The 14,864-nt window shown below is 61.0% G+C and carries 11 protein-coding genes and 4 tRNA genes; all 15 read left to right on the top strand.

What is annotated here, in order from left to right; genetic code table 11:
• Positions 1-131: 131 nt before the first annotated feature.
• The 15 genes from SBP02_RS18040 (at position 132) to rpsG (ending at position 14,858) form a co-directional block, all read left to right on the top strand.
• Positions 132-216, top strand: a tRNA-Tyr gene (locus SBP02_RS18040).
• 24 nt (positions 217-240) lie between these two features.
• Positions 241-314: transfer RNA gene (locus SBP02_RS18035), tRNA-Gly, on the top strand.
• Between the two features lie 26 nt (positions 315-340).
• Positions 341-416: transfer RNA gene (locus tag SBP02_RS18030), tRNA-Thr, on the top strand.
• Positions 417-501: 85 nt separating this feature from the next.
• Positions 502-1,695, top strand: a complete 1,194-nt coding sequence (tuf, locus tag SBP02_RS18025) for an elongation factor Tu (RefSeq protein ID WP_318643776.1) — start codon at positions 502-504, stop codon at positions 1,693-1,695.
• 53 nt (positions 1,696-1,748) lie between these two features.
• Positions 1,749-1,824, top strand: a tRNA-Trp gene (locus tag SBP02_RS18020).
• A gap of 43 nt (positions 1,825-1,867) precedes the next feature.
• A complete protein-coding gene (gene secE / locus SBP02_RS18015; RefSeq protein WP_318643786.1) occupies positions 1,868-2,236 on the top strand; it encodes a preprotein translocase subunit SecE in 369 nt (122 codons plus the stop codon).
• Positions 2,237-2,246: 10 nt separating this feature from the next.
• Positions 2,247-2,780 carry a transcription termination/antitermination protein NusG gene (gene nusG / locus SBP02_RS18010; RefSeq protein ID WP_318643785.1) on the top strand — a complete coding sequence of 178 codons (534 nt, stop codon included), beginning with the start codon at positions 2,247-2,249 and terminating at the stop codon, positions 2,778-2,780.
• Positions 2,781-2,896: 116 nt separating this feature from the next.
• Positions 2,897-3,328, top strand: coding sequence for a 50S ribosomal protein L11 (rplK, locus tag SBP02_RS18005; RefSeq protein ID WP_213641507.1), 432 nt, complete (start codon positions 2,897-2,899; stop codon positions 3,326-3,328).
• On the top strand, positions 3,329-4,024 hold the full coding sequence (gene rplA / locus SBP02_RS18000; RefSeq protein ID WP_318643784.1) for a 50S ribosomal protein L1: 696 nt from the start codon (positions 3,329-3,331) through the stop codon (positions 4,022-4,024).
• A 213-nt stretch (positions 4,025-4,237) separates the two neighbouring features.
• Complete coding sequence (rplJ, locus tag SBP02_RS17995; RefSeq protein WP_213641505.1) at positions 4,238-4,738, top strand: 50S ribosomal protein L10; 501 nt, start codon at positions 4,238-4,240, stop codon at positions 4,736-4,738.
• A gap of 83 nt (positions 4,739-4,821) precedes the next feature.
• Positions 4,822-5,193: a 50S ribosomal protein L7/L12 gene (rplL, locus tag SBP02_RS17990; protein ID WP_318643781.1), complete on the top strand. Its 372-nt coding sequence runs from the start codon at positions 4,822-4,824 to the stop codon at positions 5,191-5,193.
• A gap of 217 nt (positions 5,194-5,410) precedes the next feature.
• Positions 5,411-9,484, top strand: coding sequence for a DNA-directed RNA polymerase subunit beta (rpoB, locus tag SBP02_RS17985; RefSeq protein ID WP_318643780.1), 4,074 nt, complete (start codon positions 5,411-5,413; stop codon positions 9,482-9,484).
• A gap of 64 nt (positions 9,485-9,548) precedes the next feature.
• Complete coding sequence (rpoC, locus tag SBP02_RS17980) at positions 9,549-13,748, top strand: DNA-directed RNA polymerase subunit beta' (RefSeq protein ID WP_318643779.1); 4,200 nt, start codon at positions 9,549-9,551, stop codon at positions 13,746-13,748.
• Between the two features lie 159 nt (positions 13,749-13,907).
• Entirely contained in the window at positions 13,908-14,279 is a 372-nt protein-coding gene (rpsL, locus tag SBP02_RS17975) for a 30S ribosomal protein S12 (RefSeq protein WP_318643778.1), read from the top strand.
• A gap of 108 nt (positions 14,280-14,387) precedes the next feature.
• Positions 14,388-14,858 (top strand): 30S ribosomal protein S7, encoded by a 471-nt coding sequence (gene rpsG, locus SBP02_RS17970; RefSeq protein ID WP_009397350.1) that lies wholly within the window; start codon positions 14,388-14,390, stop codon positions 14,856-14,858.
• Positions 14,859-14,864 lie beyond the last annotated feature (6 nt).

Below are 14,864 nucleotides of genomic sequence, written 5' to 3'. Positions count from 1 at the left end.
TGGCGCCCGCTTCACAGGGTGGTACCAGCGATGGATCTGTGAGGTTGCTGTCGATGCAGCTAAGCTCAGGTTTTTAAATGAGAAAATGCTTGACAGTAGGGTGGCATGAAACGAGAATGCCGCCTCCTTTTGGAGGGATTCCCGAGTGGCCAAAGGGATCAGACTGTAAATCTGACGTCATCGACTTCGAAGGTTCGAATCCTTCTCCCTCCACCAGATTTAGCGTGAGCTGAAGGCTCCGCGGGTATAGTTCAGTGGTAGAACCTCAGCCTTCCAAGCTGATGATGCGGGTTCGATTCCCGCTACCCGCTCCAGGTCTTCAGTCGTTGTAAAGTGTTTCGCTCATGTAGCTCAGTTGGTAGAGCACACCCTTGGTAAGGGTGAGGTCAGCGGTTCAAATCCGCTCATGAGCTCCATTTAATAAAGGCAGATATGAAAGTATCTGCCTTTGTTTTAATGGGCAGTGTGACTTGCTCAATTCTTCGTTGGGAGACGGTCAAAATGGCTAAAGAGAAATTTGAACGTAACAAGCCGCACGTCAACGTCGGCACCATCGGTCACGTTGACCACGGTAAAACCACTCTGACCGCTGCTCTGACTCGCGTTTGCTCCGAAGTATTCGGCAGCGCCAAGGTCGACTTCGACAAGATCGACAGCGCCCCGGAAGAGAAGGCTCGTGGTATCACCATCAACACCGCGCACGTAGAGTACGATTCCAACATTCGTCACTACGCGCACGTTGACTGCCCGGGTCACGCTGACTATGTGAAGAACATGATCACCGGTGCTGCGCAGATGGACGGCGCCATCCTGGTTTGCTCCGCTGCCGACGGCCCGATGCCGCAGACTCGCGAGCACATCCTGCTGTCCCGTCAGGTGGGCGTTCCGTACATCGTCGTGTTCCTGAACAAGGCTGACATGGTTGACGACGCCGAGTTGCTGGAACTGGTCGAGATGGAAGTTCGCGACCTGCTGTCCACCTACGACTTCCCGGGCGACGACACGCCGATCATCATCGGTTCCGCGCTGATGGCGCTGAACGGGGAAGACGCCAACGAGATGGGTACCACTGCCGTCAAGAAGCTGGTCGAGACTCTGGATACCTACATCCCTGAGCCGGTTCGCGCCATCGACAAGCCGTTCCTGATGCCGATCGAAGACGTGTTCTCCATCTCCGGCCGCGGTACCGTGGTGACCGGTCGTGTCGAGCGCGGCATCGTCAAGGTCCAGGAAGAAATCGAGATCGTTGGTCTGCGTGACACCACCAAGACCACCTGCACCGGTGTCGAGATGTTCCGCAAGCTGCTCGACGAAGGTCGTGCTGGCGAGAACTGTGGCGTCCTGCTGCGCGGCACCAAGCGTGACGACGTAGAGCGTGGTCAGGTTCTGGCCAAGCCGGGCACCATCAAGCCGCACACCAAGTTTGAAGCCGAAGTGTATGTGCTGTCCAAGGAAGAAGGTGGTCGTCACACCCCGTTCTTCAAGGGCTACCGTCCACAGTTCTACTTCCGTACCACCGACGTAACCGGTTCTTGCGAGCTGCCGGAAGGCGTTGAGATGGTAATGCCGGGCGACAACGTGAAGATGGTTGTTACCCTGATCAAGCCGATCGCCATGGAAGACGGCCTGCGTTTCGCGATTCGCGAAGGTGGTCGTACCGTTGGTGCCGGCGTGGTTGCAAAGATCGTCGAGTAATCGGTTGATCTGTCTCTGTCAGGCCGGCATAATGGTCGGCCTGATTTTCCTCTAGGTCAGTAGCTCAATTGGCAGAGCGGCGGTCTCCAAAACCGCAGGTTGGGGGTTCGATTCCCTCCTGACCTGCCATATTCTCAGCGAATGTGGCGTGTCTTTCACAGGATCCTCGTAAATGATTGATAAGGCTGAGGCCAAAGACTCGCGCTTCGATCTGCTCAAGTGGCTGGTTGTAGTCGCTCTGGTCGTGGTGGGTGTTGTCGGTAATCAGTACTTCTCTGCCGAGCCGATTCTGTATCGTGTTCTGGTGTTGCTGGCTTTGGCAGGTGTCGCGGGCGCAGTTGCGCTGCAGACGGCCAAGGGGCAGGCGTTCACTGGGCTGGCGAAGGAAGCGCGCGTCGAAATTCGCAAGGTCGTCTGGCCGACTCGTCAGGAAACCACGCAGACCACGTTGATCGTGGTGGCTGTCGTCCTCGTGATGGCGCTTTTGCTGTGGGGCCTCGATTCGCTGCTGGGTTGGCTCGTTTCGTTGATTGTGGGTTAAAGGGTGTCCCGTGGCTAAGCGTTGGTACGTTGTGCATGCTTACTCGGGTTACGAGAAGCATGTGATGCGTTCTCTGATCGAGCGCGTCAAGCTCGCCGGTATGGAAGACGGCTTTGGCGAGATTCTGGTTCCTACCGAAGAAGTGGTAGAGATGCGTAATGGCCAGAAGCGCAAGAGCGAGCGCAAATTCTTCCCGGGCTATGTTCTGGTGCAGATGGAAATGAACGAAGGGACTTGGCACTTGGTCAAGGATACCCCGCGTGTCATGGGCTTTATCGGTGGTACGGCCGACAAGCCGGCGCCTATTACCGATAAGGAAGCCGAAGCCATTCTGCGTCGTGTTGCCGACAGCGGTGACAAGCCGAAGCCGAAGACGCTGTTCGAGCCGGGCGAGATGATTCGTGTGATCGATGGGCCGTTCGCTGATTTCAGTGGCGTCGTCGAAGAAGTCAATTATGAGAAGAGCCGAATCCAGGTGGCGGTGACCATTTTCGGTCGCTCGACACCGGTCGAGCTGGAGTTCAGTCAGGTCGAAAAGGCATAACTGACACAAGCATCCCATACCCCGCAGTCCTGGACTGCGGGGTTTTGTCGTCACTGGGATAAATATGTAATCACCGGGGAGCCGCAAGGCGTTAGAACCCGTAACTGGAGTAGCTCATGGCTAAGAAGATAACGGCTTATATCAAGCTGCAAGTAAAGGCTGCGCAGGCCAACCCGAGCCCGCCCGTAGGTCCGGCTCTCGGTCAGCATGGCGTGAACATCATGGAGTTCTGCAAGGCGTTCAACGCCAAGACCCAGGGCATGGAGCCCGGTCTGCCGACCCCGGTGATCATCACTGTTTATAGCGACCGCAGCTTCACCTTTGAAACCAAGAGCACCCCAGCTTCGGTTCTGCTGAAGAAGGCGGCAGGTCTGACCAGCGGTTCGGCGCGCCCGAACACCGTCAAGGTCGGTACCGTGACCCGTGCTCAGCTGGAAGAGATCGCCAAGACCAAAGAGGCTGATCTGACTGCCGCTGACCTGGATGCGGCCGTGCGTACCATCGCCGGTTCCGCTCGTAGCATGGGCCTGAACGTGGAGGGTGTGTAAGTGGCTAAGTTGACTAAGCGTCAAAAGGCGATCGCCGCAAAGGTCGAAGCCGGTAAGGTTTACAGCTTCGTCGAAGCCGCCGCTCTGCTCTCCGAGCTGTCGGCTGTCAAGTTCGCCGAGTCCGTTGACGTCGCGGTGAACCTGGGCGTCGATCCGCGCAAATCCGATCAGGTCGTGCGTGGTGCCACCGTTCTGCCGAACGGTTCCGGTAAGAGCGTTCGCGTCGCCGTGTTCACCCAGGGCCCTGCTGCCGAAGCCGCTCTGGCTGCTGGCGCCGACCGCGTTGGCATGGACGACCTGGCTGCCGAAATGAAAGGCGGCGACCTGAACTACGACGTGGTCATCGCTTCTCCGGACGCCATGCGTGTCGTCGGTCAGCTGGGCCAGGTGCTCGGTCCGCGCGGCCTGATGCCGAACCCGAAGGTCGGTACCGTAACCCCGGACGTGGCCAATGCCGTGAAGAACGCCAAGGCCGGTCAGGTGCGCTTCCGTACCGACAAGAACGGCATCATCCATGGTTCCGTCGGCAAGGTCAGCTTCGAGCCCGAGAAGCTGAAGCAGAACGTCGAAGCCTTGATCGCCGACCTCAAGCGCCTGAAGCCGTCGACCTCCAAAGGTATCTACGTCAAGCGTGTGACCCTGAGCACCACCATGGGCCCGGGTCTGGTCATCGATCAGGCATCGCTGGACGCGTAATGAATTAGGCAGGCGGAAGCGATTCCGCCGGCCGGCAAGATTGGGGTCCCTGCCTGGCGGGGGCTGTCCAAGACCGTAGGCGGCGCGAGCCTTAAACCCGAGGAGCGATCTTCGGCAGCCTACGCAGATGGTGCTCCCGATTCGTACCGAATCAGACACCAAAACGCCGTCCGGCTTCGGCTGGGCGAAACGGTAACATCCAGGAGTAAACCCGTGGCAATTAAACTCGAAGACAAGAAGGCCATCGTCGCTGAAGTCAACGAGGCTGCCAAAGCTGCCCTGTCCGCTGTCGTGGCCGATGCCCGTGGCGTGACCGTAGGTGCTATGACCGGACTCCGTAAAGAGGCCCGCGCATCTGGTGTGTACGTGAAAGTCGTACGTAACACCCTGCTGCGCCGCGCCGTTGAAGGCACTCAGTTCGACGTGCTCAACGACGTGTTCAAAGGCCCGACCCTGATTGCGTTCTCCAACGAGCATCCGGGCGCTGCTGCCCGCATCTTCAAGGAGTTCTCCAAGGGTCAGGACAAGTTCGAGATCAAGGCAGCTGCGTTCGAGGGTCAGTTCCTCGCAGCCAATCAGATCGACGTACTGGCAACCCTGCCGACTTACAACGAAGCGATTTCTCAGCTGATGAGCGTGATGCAAGGCGCTACCAGCAAGTTCGTTCGTACTTTGGCGGCTGTTCGCGACCAGAAAGAAGGCGTGGCTGCCTGATCCAGGCCGCCTAATCCCCTTTCACGCATATTTGTTTAATTTGATGGCCGCGAAGGCTGTCCCCCAATACAGGAATTAGAGTCATGGCTCTGACCAACGAAGACATCATCAACGCTGTATCCGAAATGTCCGTGATGCAGGTTGTTGAACTGATCAAGGCAATGGAAGAGAAGTTCGGCGTGACTGCCGCCGCCGCTGTTGCTGCTGGACCGGCTGCCGGCGCCGCTGCTGCTGTAGAAGAGCAGACCGAGTTCAACATCATCCTGGCTTCCGCCGGCGAGAAGAAAGTGAACGTGATCAAGGTCGTTCGCGAACTGACCGGTCTGGGTCTGAAAGAAGCCAAGGCAGTCGTTGACGGCGCCCCGGGCGTGGTCAAGGAAGGCGCTTCGAAAGAAGAAGCCGAAGCCGCCAAGAAGGCACTGGAAGAAGCTGGCGCCACTGTCGAGCTCAAGTAAGCGACGACTTTGCGTCTGCAGCCCAAGCGATTCGCGGAAGGCTGATGGCTGGTGGCTTTTGCCACCGGCCTTTTTCCGTTCTAGGTCGACTAATCAACGCTCGGCCTAGGCGGAAACTCCCACCCACGAGGGTGGCGCAAACCGAGGGTTTGCAAGATTTTCTGGCTGCTCCCGTCGGAGAGGCCAAATAAGCAGGTGACCAAGCTGGGGAACGCTGATGGCTTACTCATACACTGAGAAAAAACGTATCCGCAAGGACTTTAGCAAGTTGCCGGATGTCATGGATGTGCCTTATCTCCTGGCCATCCAGCTGGATTCGTATCGCGAATTCCTGCAGGCGGGAGCGACCAAGGACCAGTTTCGCGACATCGGCCTGCATGCGGCCTTCAAGTCCGTTTTCCCGATTATCAGCTATTCCGGCAATGCTGCTCTGGAGTATGTCGGTTATCGCCTGGGCGAGCCGGCTTTTGACGTCAAGGAATGCGTGCTGCGCGGCGTGACTTTCGCCGTACCGTTGCGGGTGAAGGTGCGCCTGATCATTTTCGACAAAGAGTCGTCGAACAAAGCGATCAAGGACATCAAAGAGCAAGAAGTTTACATGGGGGAAATCCCCCTGATGACCGAGAACGGCACCTTCGTGATCAATGGTACCGAGCGCGTCATCGTTTCCCAGCTGCACCGCTCGCCGGGCGTGTTCTTCGACCACGACCGCGGCAAGACCCACAGCTCCGGCAAGCTGCTGTACTCCGCGCGGATCATTCCGTACCGCGGCTCCTGGCTGGACTTCGAGTTCGATCCGAAGGACGCCGTGTTCGTGCGTATCGACCGTCGCCGCAAGCTGCCGGCCTCGGTGCTGCTGCGCGCCCTGGGTTACAGCACCGAAGAGATGCTGGATGCCTTCTACGACACCAACGTCTTCCACGTGAAGGGCGAGGCCCTGAGCCTGGAACTGGTGCCGCAGCGCCTGCGCGGCGAAGTCGCCGTGCTCGACATCAAGGACGGCAACGGCAAGGTCATCGTCGAGCAGGGCCGTCGTATCACCGCGCGCCATATCAACCAGCTGGACAAGGCTGGCATCAAAGAGCTGGACGTTCCGCTCGATTACCTGATCGGCCGCACCACGGCCAAGGCGATCGTGCACCCGGCTACCGGCGAGATCATCGCCGAGTGCAACACCGAGCTGACCCTGGACCTGCTGGTCAAGATCGCCAAGGCCCAGGTGGTGCGCATCGAGACCCTGTACACCAACGACATCGACTGCGGTCCCTTCATCTCCGATACCCTGAAGATCGATTCGACCACCAACCAGCTGGAAGCACTGGTCGAGATCTACCGCATGATGCGTCCTGGCGAGCCGCCAACCAAGGACGCCGCCGAGACGCTGTTCAACAACCTGTTCTTCAGCGCCGAGCGCTACGACCTGTCCGCCGTGGGCCGGATGAAGTTCAACCGTCGTATCGGTCGTACCGAGATCGAAGGTTCCGGCGTGCTGAGCCGCGAAGACATCGTCGAGGTCCTCAAGACCCTGGTCGACATCCGTAACGGCAAGGGCATCGTCGACGACATCGACCACCTGGGTAACCGCCGCGTGCGTTGCGTCGGCGAGATGGCCGAGAACCAGTTCCGCGTGGGCCTGGTGCGCGTCGAGCGTGCGGTCAAGGAACGCCTGTCGATGGCCGAAAGCGAAGGCCTGATGCCGCAGGACCTGATCAACGCCAAGCCGGTGGCGGCGGCGGTGAAGGAGTTCTTCGGTTCCAGCCAGCTCTCGCAGTTCATGGACCAGAACAACCCGCTCTCCGAGATCACCCACAAGCGCCGCGTCTCCGCGCTCGGCCCGGGCGGTCTGACCCGCGAGCGCGCCGGCTTCGAGGTGCGTGACGTGCACCCGACCCACTACGGTCGCGTGTGCCCGATCGAGACCCCCGAAGGTCCGAACATCGGTCTGATCAACTCCCTGGCGGCCTATGCCCGCACCAACCAGTACGGCTTCCTCGAGAGCCCGTATCGGGTGGTCAAGGAAGGCCAGGTCACCGACGAGATCGTCTTCCTCTCGGCCATCGAAGAGGCCGATCACGTGATCGCCCAGGCGTCGGCCACCCTGAACGACAAGGGTGAGCTGATCGACGAGCTGGTGGCCGTGCGTCACCTCAACGAGTTCACCGTCAAGGCGCCGGAAGACGTCACCCTGATGGACGTCTCGCCGAAGCAGGTGGTTTCGGTCGCGGCCTCGCTGATCCCGTTCCTCGAGCACGACGACGCCAACCGCGCCCTCATGGGTTCGAACATGCAGCGTCAGGCCGTGCCGACCCTGCGTTCGGACAAGCCCCTGGTCGGTACCGGCATGGAGCGCAACGTCGCCCGCGACTCGGGCGTCTGCGTGGTCGCGCGTCGTGGCGGGGTGATCGACTCGGTCGACGCCAGCCGCATCGTGGTACGGGTCAACGACGACGAAGTCGAAACCGGTGAGGCCGGTGTCGACATCTACAACCTGACCAAGTACACCCGCTCCAACCAGAACACCTGCATCAACCAGCGTCCGCTGGTGAGCAAAGGCGACAAGGTCGAGCGCAGCGACATCCTCGCCGACGGCCCGTCCACCGACATGGGTGAACTGGCCCTGGGCCAGAACATGCGCGTCGCGTTCATGCCGTGGAACGGCTACAACTTCGAGGACTCCATCCTCCTGTCGGAGCGCGTGGTCCAGGAAGACCGCTTCACCACCATCCACATCCAGGAGCTGACCTGTGTGGCCCGTGACACCAAGCTCGGCCCGGAGGAGATCTCCGCGGATATCCCGAACGTCGGTGAGGCTGCACTGAACAAGCTGGACGAGGCCGGTATCGTCTACGTCGGCGCCGAAGTCGGCCCGGGCGACATCCTGGTCGGCAAGGTCACGCCGAAGGGCGAGACCCAGCTGACCCCGGAAGAGAAGCTGCTGCGGGCGATCTTCGGTGAGAAGGCCAGCGACGTGAAGGACACCTCCCTGCGCGTGCCGACCGGCACCAAGGGCACGGTGATCGACGTCCAGGTGTTCACCCGCGATGGCGTCGAGCGCGACTCCCGCGCCCTGGCCATCGAGAAGATGCAATTGGACGAGATCCGCAAGGACCTGAACGAGGAGTTCCGCATCGTCGAGGGCGCGACCTTCGAGCGTCTGCGTGCGGCCCTGGTCGGCAAGATCGCCGAGGGCGGCGCCGGCCTGAAGAAGGGCAGCGAGGTCACCGACGAGTTCCTCGACGGCCTCGAGCGTGGTCAGTGGTTCAAGCTGCGCATGAGCGACGATGCGCTGAACGAGCAGTTGGAGAAGGCCCAGGCCTACATCTCCGACCGCCGCCAGATGCTCGACGACAAGTTCGAAGACAAGAAGCGCAAGCTGCAGCAGGGCGACGACCTGGCGCCGGGCGTGCTGAAGATCGTCAAGGTCTACCTGGCCATCCGCCGCCGCATCCAGCCGGGCGACAAGATGGCCGGTCGTCACGGTAACAAGGGTGTGGTCTCGGTGATCATGCCGGTCGAAGACATGCCGCACGATGCCAACGGCACCCCGGTCGACATCGTCCTCAACCCGCTGGGCGTCCCCTCGCGTATGAACGTCGGGCAGATCCTCGAAACCCACCTGGGCCTGGCGGCCAAGGGCCTGGGCGAGAAGATCAACCGCATGCTCGAAGAGCAGCGCAAGGTCGCCGAGCTGCGCCAGTTCATGCAGCAGATCTACAACGAGATCGGCGGGCGTCAGGAGAACCTCGACGAACTGAGCGACCAGGAAGTGCTGAACCTGGCGAAGAACCTGCGCGGCGGTGTGCCGATGGCCACCCCGGTGTTCGACGGCGCCAAGGAAAGCGAGATCAAGGCGATGCTCAAGCTCGCCGATCTGCCGGAGAGCGGCCAGATGCGCCTGTTCGACGGCCGTACCGGTAACCAGTTCGAGCGTCCGACCACCGTCGGCTACATGTACATGCTGAAACTGAACCACCTGGTGGACGACAAGATGCACGCGCGTTCCACCGGTTCCTACAGCCTGGTGACCCAGCAGCCGCTGGGTGGTAAGGCGCAGTTCGGTGGCCAGCGCTTCGGGGAGATGGAGGTCTGGGCACTGGAAGCCTACGGCGCCGCCTACACCCTGCAGGAAATGCTGACCGTGAAGTCGGACGACGTGAACGGCCGGACCAAGATGTACAAGAACATCGTGGACGGCGATCACCGTATGGAGCCGGGCATGCCCGAGTCCTTCAACGTACTGATCAAAGAGATCCGTTCGCTCGGCATCGACATCGATCTGGAAACCGAATAACACGTGACGCGAATCGGGAGTGGGGCGCTGTAGCCCACTCCCTGCTCCGCCAGGAGGAAAGGCCTTGAAAGACCTACTGAATTTGCTGAAAAACCAGGGTCAGATCGAAGAGTTCGACGCCATCCGTATCGGGTTGGCCTCGCCTGAGATGATCCGTTCGTGGTCGTTCGGTGAAGTGAAAAAGCCGGAAACCATCAACTACCGTACCTTCAAGCCCGAGCGCGATGGTCTGTTCTGCGCCAAGATCTTTGGCCCGGTGAAGGACTATGAGTGCCTGTGCGGCAAGTACAAGCGCCTCAAGCACCGCGGCGTGATCTGCGAGAAGTGCGGCGTCGAAGTGGCCCTGGCCAAGGTGCGCCGCGAGCGCATGGCGCACATCGAGCTGGCCTCGCCCTGTGCCCACATCTGGTTCCTCAAGTCGCTGCCGAGCCGCATCGGCCTGCTGATGGACATGACCCTGCGTGACATCGAGCGCGTGCTCTATTTCGAGAGCTACGTGGTGATCGACCCGGGCATGACCACCCTGGAGAAGGGCCAGCTGCTGAACGACGAGCAGTACTTCGAGGCGCTGGAAGAGTTCGGTGACGACTTCGACGCGCGCATGGGCGCCGAGGCCGTGCGCGAGCTGTTGCACGCCATCGACCTGGAGCACGAGATCGGTCGCCTGCGCGAAGAGATTCCGCAGACCAACTCGGAAACCAAGATCAAGAAGCTGTCCAAGCGCCTCAAGCTGATGGAAGCCTTCCAGGGCTCCGGCAACCTGCCGGAGTGGATGATCCTCACCGTGCTGCCGGTGCTGCCGCCGGACCTGCGTCCGCTGGTACCGCTGGACGGCGGGCGCTTCGCGACCTCCGACCTGAACGACCTGTACCGTCGGGTGATCAACCGTAACAACCGCCTCAAGCGCCTGCTCGATCTGTCCGCGCCGGACATCATCGTGCGCAACGAGAAGCGCATGCTGCAGGAAGCGGTCGACGCCCTGCTCGACAACGGCCGTCGCGGTCGCGCCATCACCGGCTCGAACAAGCGTCCGCTGAAGTCCCTGGCCGACATGATCAAGGGTAAGCAGGGCCGCTTCCGCCAGAACCTGCTGGGTAAGCGCGTGGACTACTCCGGTCGTTCCGTGATCACCGTGGGTCCGACCCTGCGCCTGCACCAGTGCGGCCTGCCGAAGAAGATGGCCCTGGAGCTGTTCAAGCCGTTCATTTTCGGCAAGCTGGAAATGCGTGGTCTGGCGACCACCATCAAGGCCGCCAAGAAGATGGTCGAGCGCGAGCTGCCGGAAGTCTGGGACGTGCTCGCCGAGGTGATCCGCGAACACCCGGTGCTGCTCAACCGTGCACCGACCCTGCACCGTCTGGGTATCCAGGCGTTCGAGCCGGTGCTCATCGAAGGCAAGGCGATCCAGCTGCACCCGCTGGTCTGCGCCGCGTACAACGCCGACTTCGACGGTGACCAGATGGCCGTACACGTGCCGCTGACGCTGGAGGCCCAGCTGGAAGCGCGCGCGCTGATGATGTCGACCAACAACATCCTCTCGCCGGCCAACGGCGAGCCGATCATCGTGCCGTCCCAGGACGTGGTACTGGGTCTGTATTACATGACCCGTGAAGCCGTCAACGCCAAGGGCGAAGGCCGCGTGTTCGCCGACCTGCAGGAAGTCGACCGGGTGTTCCGCGCCGGCGAAGCCTCGCTGCACGCTCGCGTCAAGGTACGGATCAACGAGACCATCAAGGAGAAGGACGGCTCGATCACCCAGAACACCCGCATCGTCGACACCACCGTCGGCCGTGCGCTGCTGTTCCAGATCGTTCCGGCCGGCCTGCCTTACGACGTGGTCAACCAGTCGATGAAGAAGAAGGCGATCTCCAAGCTGATCAACCAGTGCTACCGCACCGTTGGCTTGAAGGACACCGTGATCTTCGCCGACCAGTTGATGTACACCGGTTTCGCCTACTCGACCATTTCCGGTGTGTCGATCGGCGTCAACGACTTCGTCATCCCGGACGAGAAGGCGCGGATCATCGACGCCGCCACCGAGGAAGTGAAGGAGATCGAGAGCCAGTACGCCTCCGGCCTGGTGACCCAGGGCGAGAAGTACAACAAGGTGATCGACCTGTGGTCGAAGGCCAACGACGAAGTGTCGAAGGCGATGATGGGCAACCTGTCGAAAGAGAAGGTCATCGATCGCGATGGCAACGAAGTCGAGCAGGAGTCCTTCAACTCCATGTACATGATGGCCGACTCCGGTGCGCGGGGTTCCGCCGCCCAGATCCGTCAGCTCGCCGGTATGCGTGGCCTGATGGCCAAGCCGGACGGCTCGATCATCGAGACGCCGATCACCGCGAACTTCCGCGAGGGTCTGTCGGTTCTGCAGTACTTCATCTCCACCCACGGTGCCCGTAAGGGTCTGGCGGATACCGCCCTGAAGACCGCGAACTCCGGTTACCTGACCCGTCGCCTGGTCGACGTGGCCCAGGACCTGGTGGTGACCGAGGTCGATTGCGGCACCGAGCAGGGTCTGCTGATGACCCCGCACATCGAAGGCGGCGACGTGGTCGAGCCCCTGGGTGAGCGCGTGCTGGGCCGAGTGATCGCCCGTGACGTGTTCAAGCCGGGCACCGACGACGTCATCGTCCCGGCCGGCACCCTGGTCGACGAGCAGTGGGTCGAGTTCATCGAGCTGAACAGCATCGACGAAGTGATCGTGCGTTCGCCGATCAGCTGCGAAACCCGCTACGGCATCTGCGCCAAGTGCTACGGTCGCGATCTGGCCCGTGGTCACCAGGTGAACATCGGCGAGGCCGTCGGCGTCATCGCCGCCCAGTCGATCGGTGAGCCGGGTACCCAGCTGACCATGCGTACCTTCCACATCGGTGGTGCGGCCAGCCGGACCTCCGCAGCCGACAGCGTCCAGGTGAAGAACGGCGGCGCGATCCGCCTGCACAACCTCAAGCACGTCGAGCGCCTGGATGGCGCGCTGGTCGCGGTTTCGCGTTCCGGCGAGCTGGCGGTGGCCGACGAGTTCGGTCGCGAGCGCGAGCGCTACAAGCTGCCTTACGGTGCGGTGATTTCGGTCAAGGAAGGCGACAAGGTCGAAGCGGGCGCCATCGTCGCCAAGTGGGACCCGCACACCCACCCGATCGTCACCGAGATGATGGGGACCGTGACCTTCGTCGGCATGGAAGAAGGCATCACCATCAAGCGCCAGACCGACGAACTGACCGGTCTGACCAACATCGAGGTCCTCGATCCGAAGGATCGTCCGGCGTCCGGCAAGGACATCCGTCCGGCGGTCAAGCTGGTCGACGCCTCCGGCAAGGAGCTGCTGCTGCCGGGCACCGACGTGCCGGCCCAGTACTTCCTGCCGGCCAACGCCCTGGTGGGTGTGGCTGACGGTGGTCAGGTCAACGTGGGTGACGTCATCGCACGTATCCCGCAGGAAACCTCGAAGACCCGCGACATCACCGGTGGTCTGCCGCGCGTTGCCGACCTGTTCGAGGCGCGCCGGCCGAAAGAGCCGTCGATCCTCGCCGAGATCAGCGGCACCATCTCCTTCGGCAAGGAAACCAAGGGCAAGCGCCGCCTGGTGATCACGCCGACCGATGGCAGCGATCCGTACGAGGAGCTGATTCCGAAGTGGCGTCACCTCAACGTCTTCGAAGGCGAACAGGTGAACAAGGGCGAAGTCATCTCCGACGGCCCGAGCAACCCGCACGACATCCTGCGTCTGCTCGGTGTCAGCGCGCTGGCCAAGTACATCGTCAACGAGATCCAGGACGTTTACCGCCTGCAGGGCGTGAAGATCAACGACAAGCACATCGAGACCATCCTGCGCCAGATGCTGCGCAAGGTCGAAGTGTCCGAGTCGGGCGACTCCAGCTTCATCAAGGGCGATCAGGTCGAGCTGACCCAGGTGCTGGAAGAGAACGAGCGCCTGTCGGGCGACGATCGCTTCATCGCCAAGTACGACCGCGTGCTGCTGGGTATCACCAAGGCCTCGCTGTCCACCGAGTCGTTCATCTCGGCGGCATCGTTCCAGGAGACCACCCGCGTCCTCACCGAGGCCGCGGTCACCGGCAAGCGCGATTTCCTCCGCGGTCTGAAGGAAAACGTGGTGGTCGGTCGCTTGATCCCGGCCGGTACCGGTCTGGCCTATCACAGCGAGCGCAAGCGCAAGCGTGATGCCGACAAGCCGGTCCGTGTCAGCGCCAGTGAGGTGGAAGCCGCACTGACCGAGGCGCTGAACTCCAGCGGGAGCTAATCGAGGGGAGGGGCCCGTAACTCCGGTCGCGGGGCTTCGTCTTGACGAGGGGTGCCAGTCTCTTTAGACTCATGCACCCCTAAATTTGGCAGGGCGTCATGCCCTGCCATTTTGCTTTTTTAGGGCAATAGCGTCGAAAGACAACAGTGGAGCTTATAGATGGCAACGATCAACCAGCTGGTACGCCAGCCGCGCAAGCGTCTCGTCGAGAAATCCGACGTGCCTGCGCTGCAGAACTGCCCGCAGCGTCGTGGCGTGTGCACCCGCGTGTACACCACTACGCCGAAAAAACCTAACTCGGCACTGCGTAAAGTATGCCGCGTGCGTCTGACCAACGGTTTCGAGGTTTCCTCGTACATCGGCGGTGAAGGCCACAACCTGCAAGAGCACAGCGTGGTGCTGATCCGTGGCGGTCGTGTAAAGGACCTTCCGGGTGTGCGTTACCACACCGTGCGCGGTTCGCTGGATACCACCGGCGTTAAGGACCGTAAGCAGGGTCGTTCGAAGTACGGTACCAAGCGTCCGAAGTGATTCGGTAGCTGACAGATTTTCTATTTATTGAGTCGATAAGAGTAAGGTCGGGCGTAACTCGAATGTTGCAGTCCCGGGCTAACCTGAAGACCGTTTGAGGGCTTATCAATGCCAAGACGTCGTGTAGCAGCCAAGCGTGAGATCCTGGATGATCCGAAATACGGAAGCCAGATCCTCGCCAAGTTCATGAACCACGTGATGGAAAGCGGCAAGAAGGCCGTGGCCGAGCGCATCGTTTACGGTGCTCTGGACACTGTCAAAGCACGCAAGAACAGCGATCCCCTGGAGATCTTCGAGAAAGCTCTCGACGCCATCGCTCCGCTGGTCGAAGTAAAATCGCGCCGTGTTGGTGGTGCGACTTACCAGGTTCCGGTCGAAGTTCGTCCGTCCCGTCGTAACGCTCTGGCCATGCGTTGGCTGGTGGACTTCGCCCGTAAGCGTGGCGAGAAGTCCATGGCTCTGCGCCTGGCTGGCGAGTTGCTGGATGCCGCCGAAGGCAAGGGTGCTGCAGTCAAGAAGCGTGAAGACGTGCACCGCATGGCAGAAGCCAACAAGGCGTTCTCGCACTACCGCTTCTAATTCTGG

The organism is Pseudomonas benzenivorans (genome assembly GCF_033547155.1).
GTDB classification, from domain to species: Bacteria; Pseudomonadota; Gammaproteobacteria; order Pseudomonadales; family Pseudomonadaceae; genus Aquipseudomonas; species Aquipseudomonas benzenivorans_B.
The sequence above is the reverse complement of the archived record's forward strand: the minus strand, read 5'-3'. Positions and strand labels throughout refer to the sequence as shown.

What these genes read in the sequence shown, in the direction of transcription:
- tuf (WP_318643776.1), top strand. Translation starts at nt 502, where the DNA reads ATGGCTAAAGAGAAATTTGAACGTAACAAGCCGCACGTCAACGTCGGC.
- secE (WP_318643786.1), top strand. Translation starts at nt 1,868, where the DNA reads ATGATTGATAAGGCTGAGGCCAAAGACTCGCGCTTCGATCTGCTCAAG.
- rplK (WP_213641507.1), top strand. Translation starts at nt 2,897, where the DNA reads ATGGCTAAGAAGATAACGGCTTATATCAAGCTGCAAGTAAAGGCTGCG.
- rplL (WP_318643781.1), top strand. Translation starts at nt 4,822, where the DNA reads ATGGCTCTGACCAACGAAGACATCATCAACGCTGTATCCGAAATGTCC.
- rpoB (WP_318643780.1), top strand. Translation starts at nt 5,411, where the DNA reads ATGGCTTACTCATACACTGAGAAAAAACGTATCCGCAAGGACTTTAGC.
- rpsL (WP_318643778.1), top strand. Translation starts at nt 13,908, where the DNA reads ATGGCAACGATCAACCAGCTGGTACGCCAGCCGCGCAAGCGTCTCGTC.
- rpsG (WP_009397350.1), top strand. Translation starts at nt 14,388, where the DNA reads ATGCCAAGACGTCGTGTAGCAGCCAAGCGTGAGATCCTGGATGATCCG.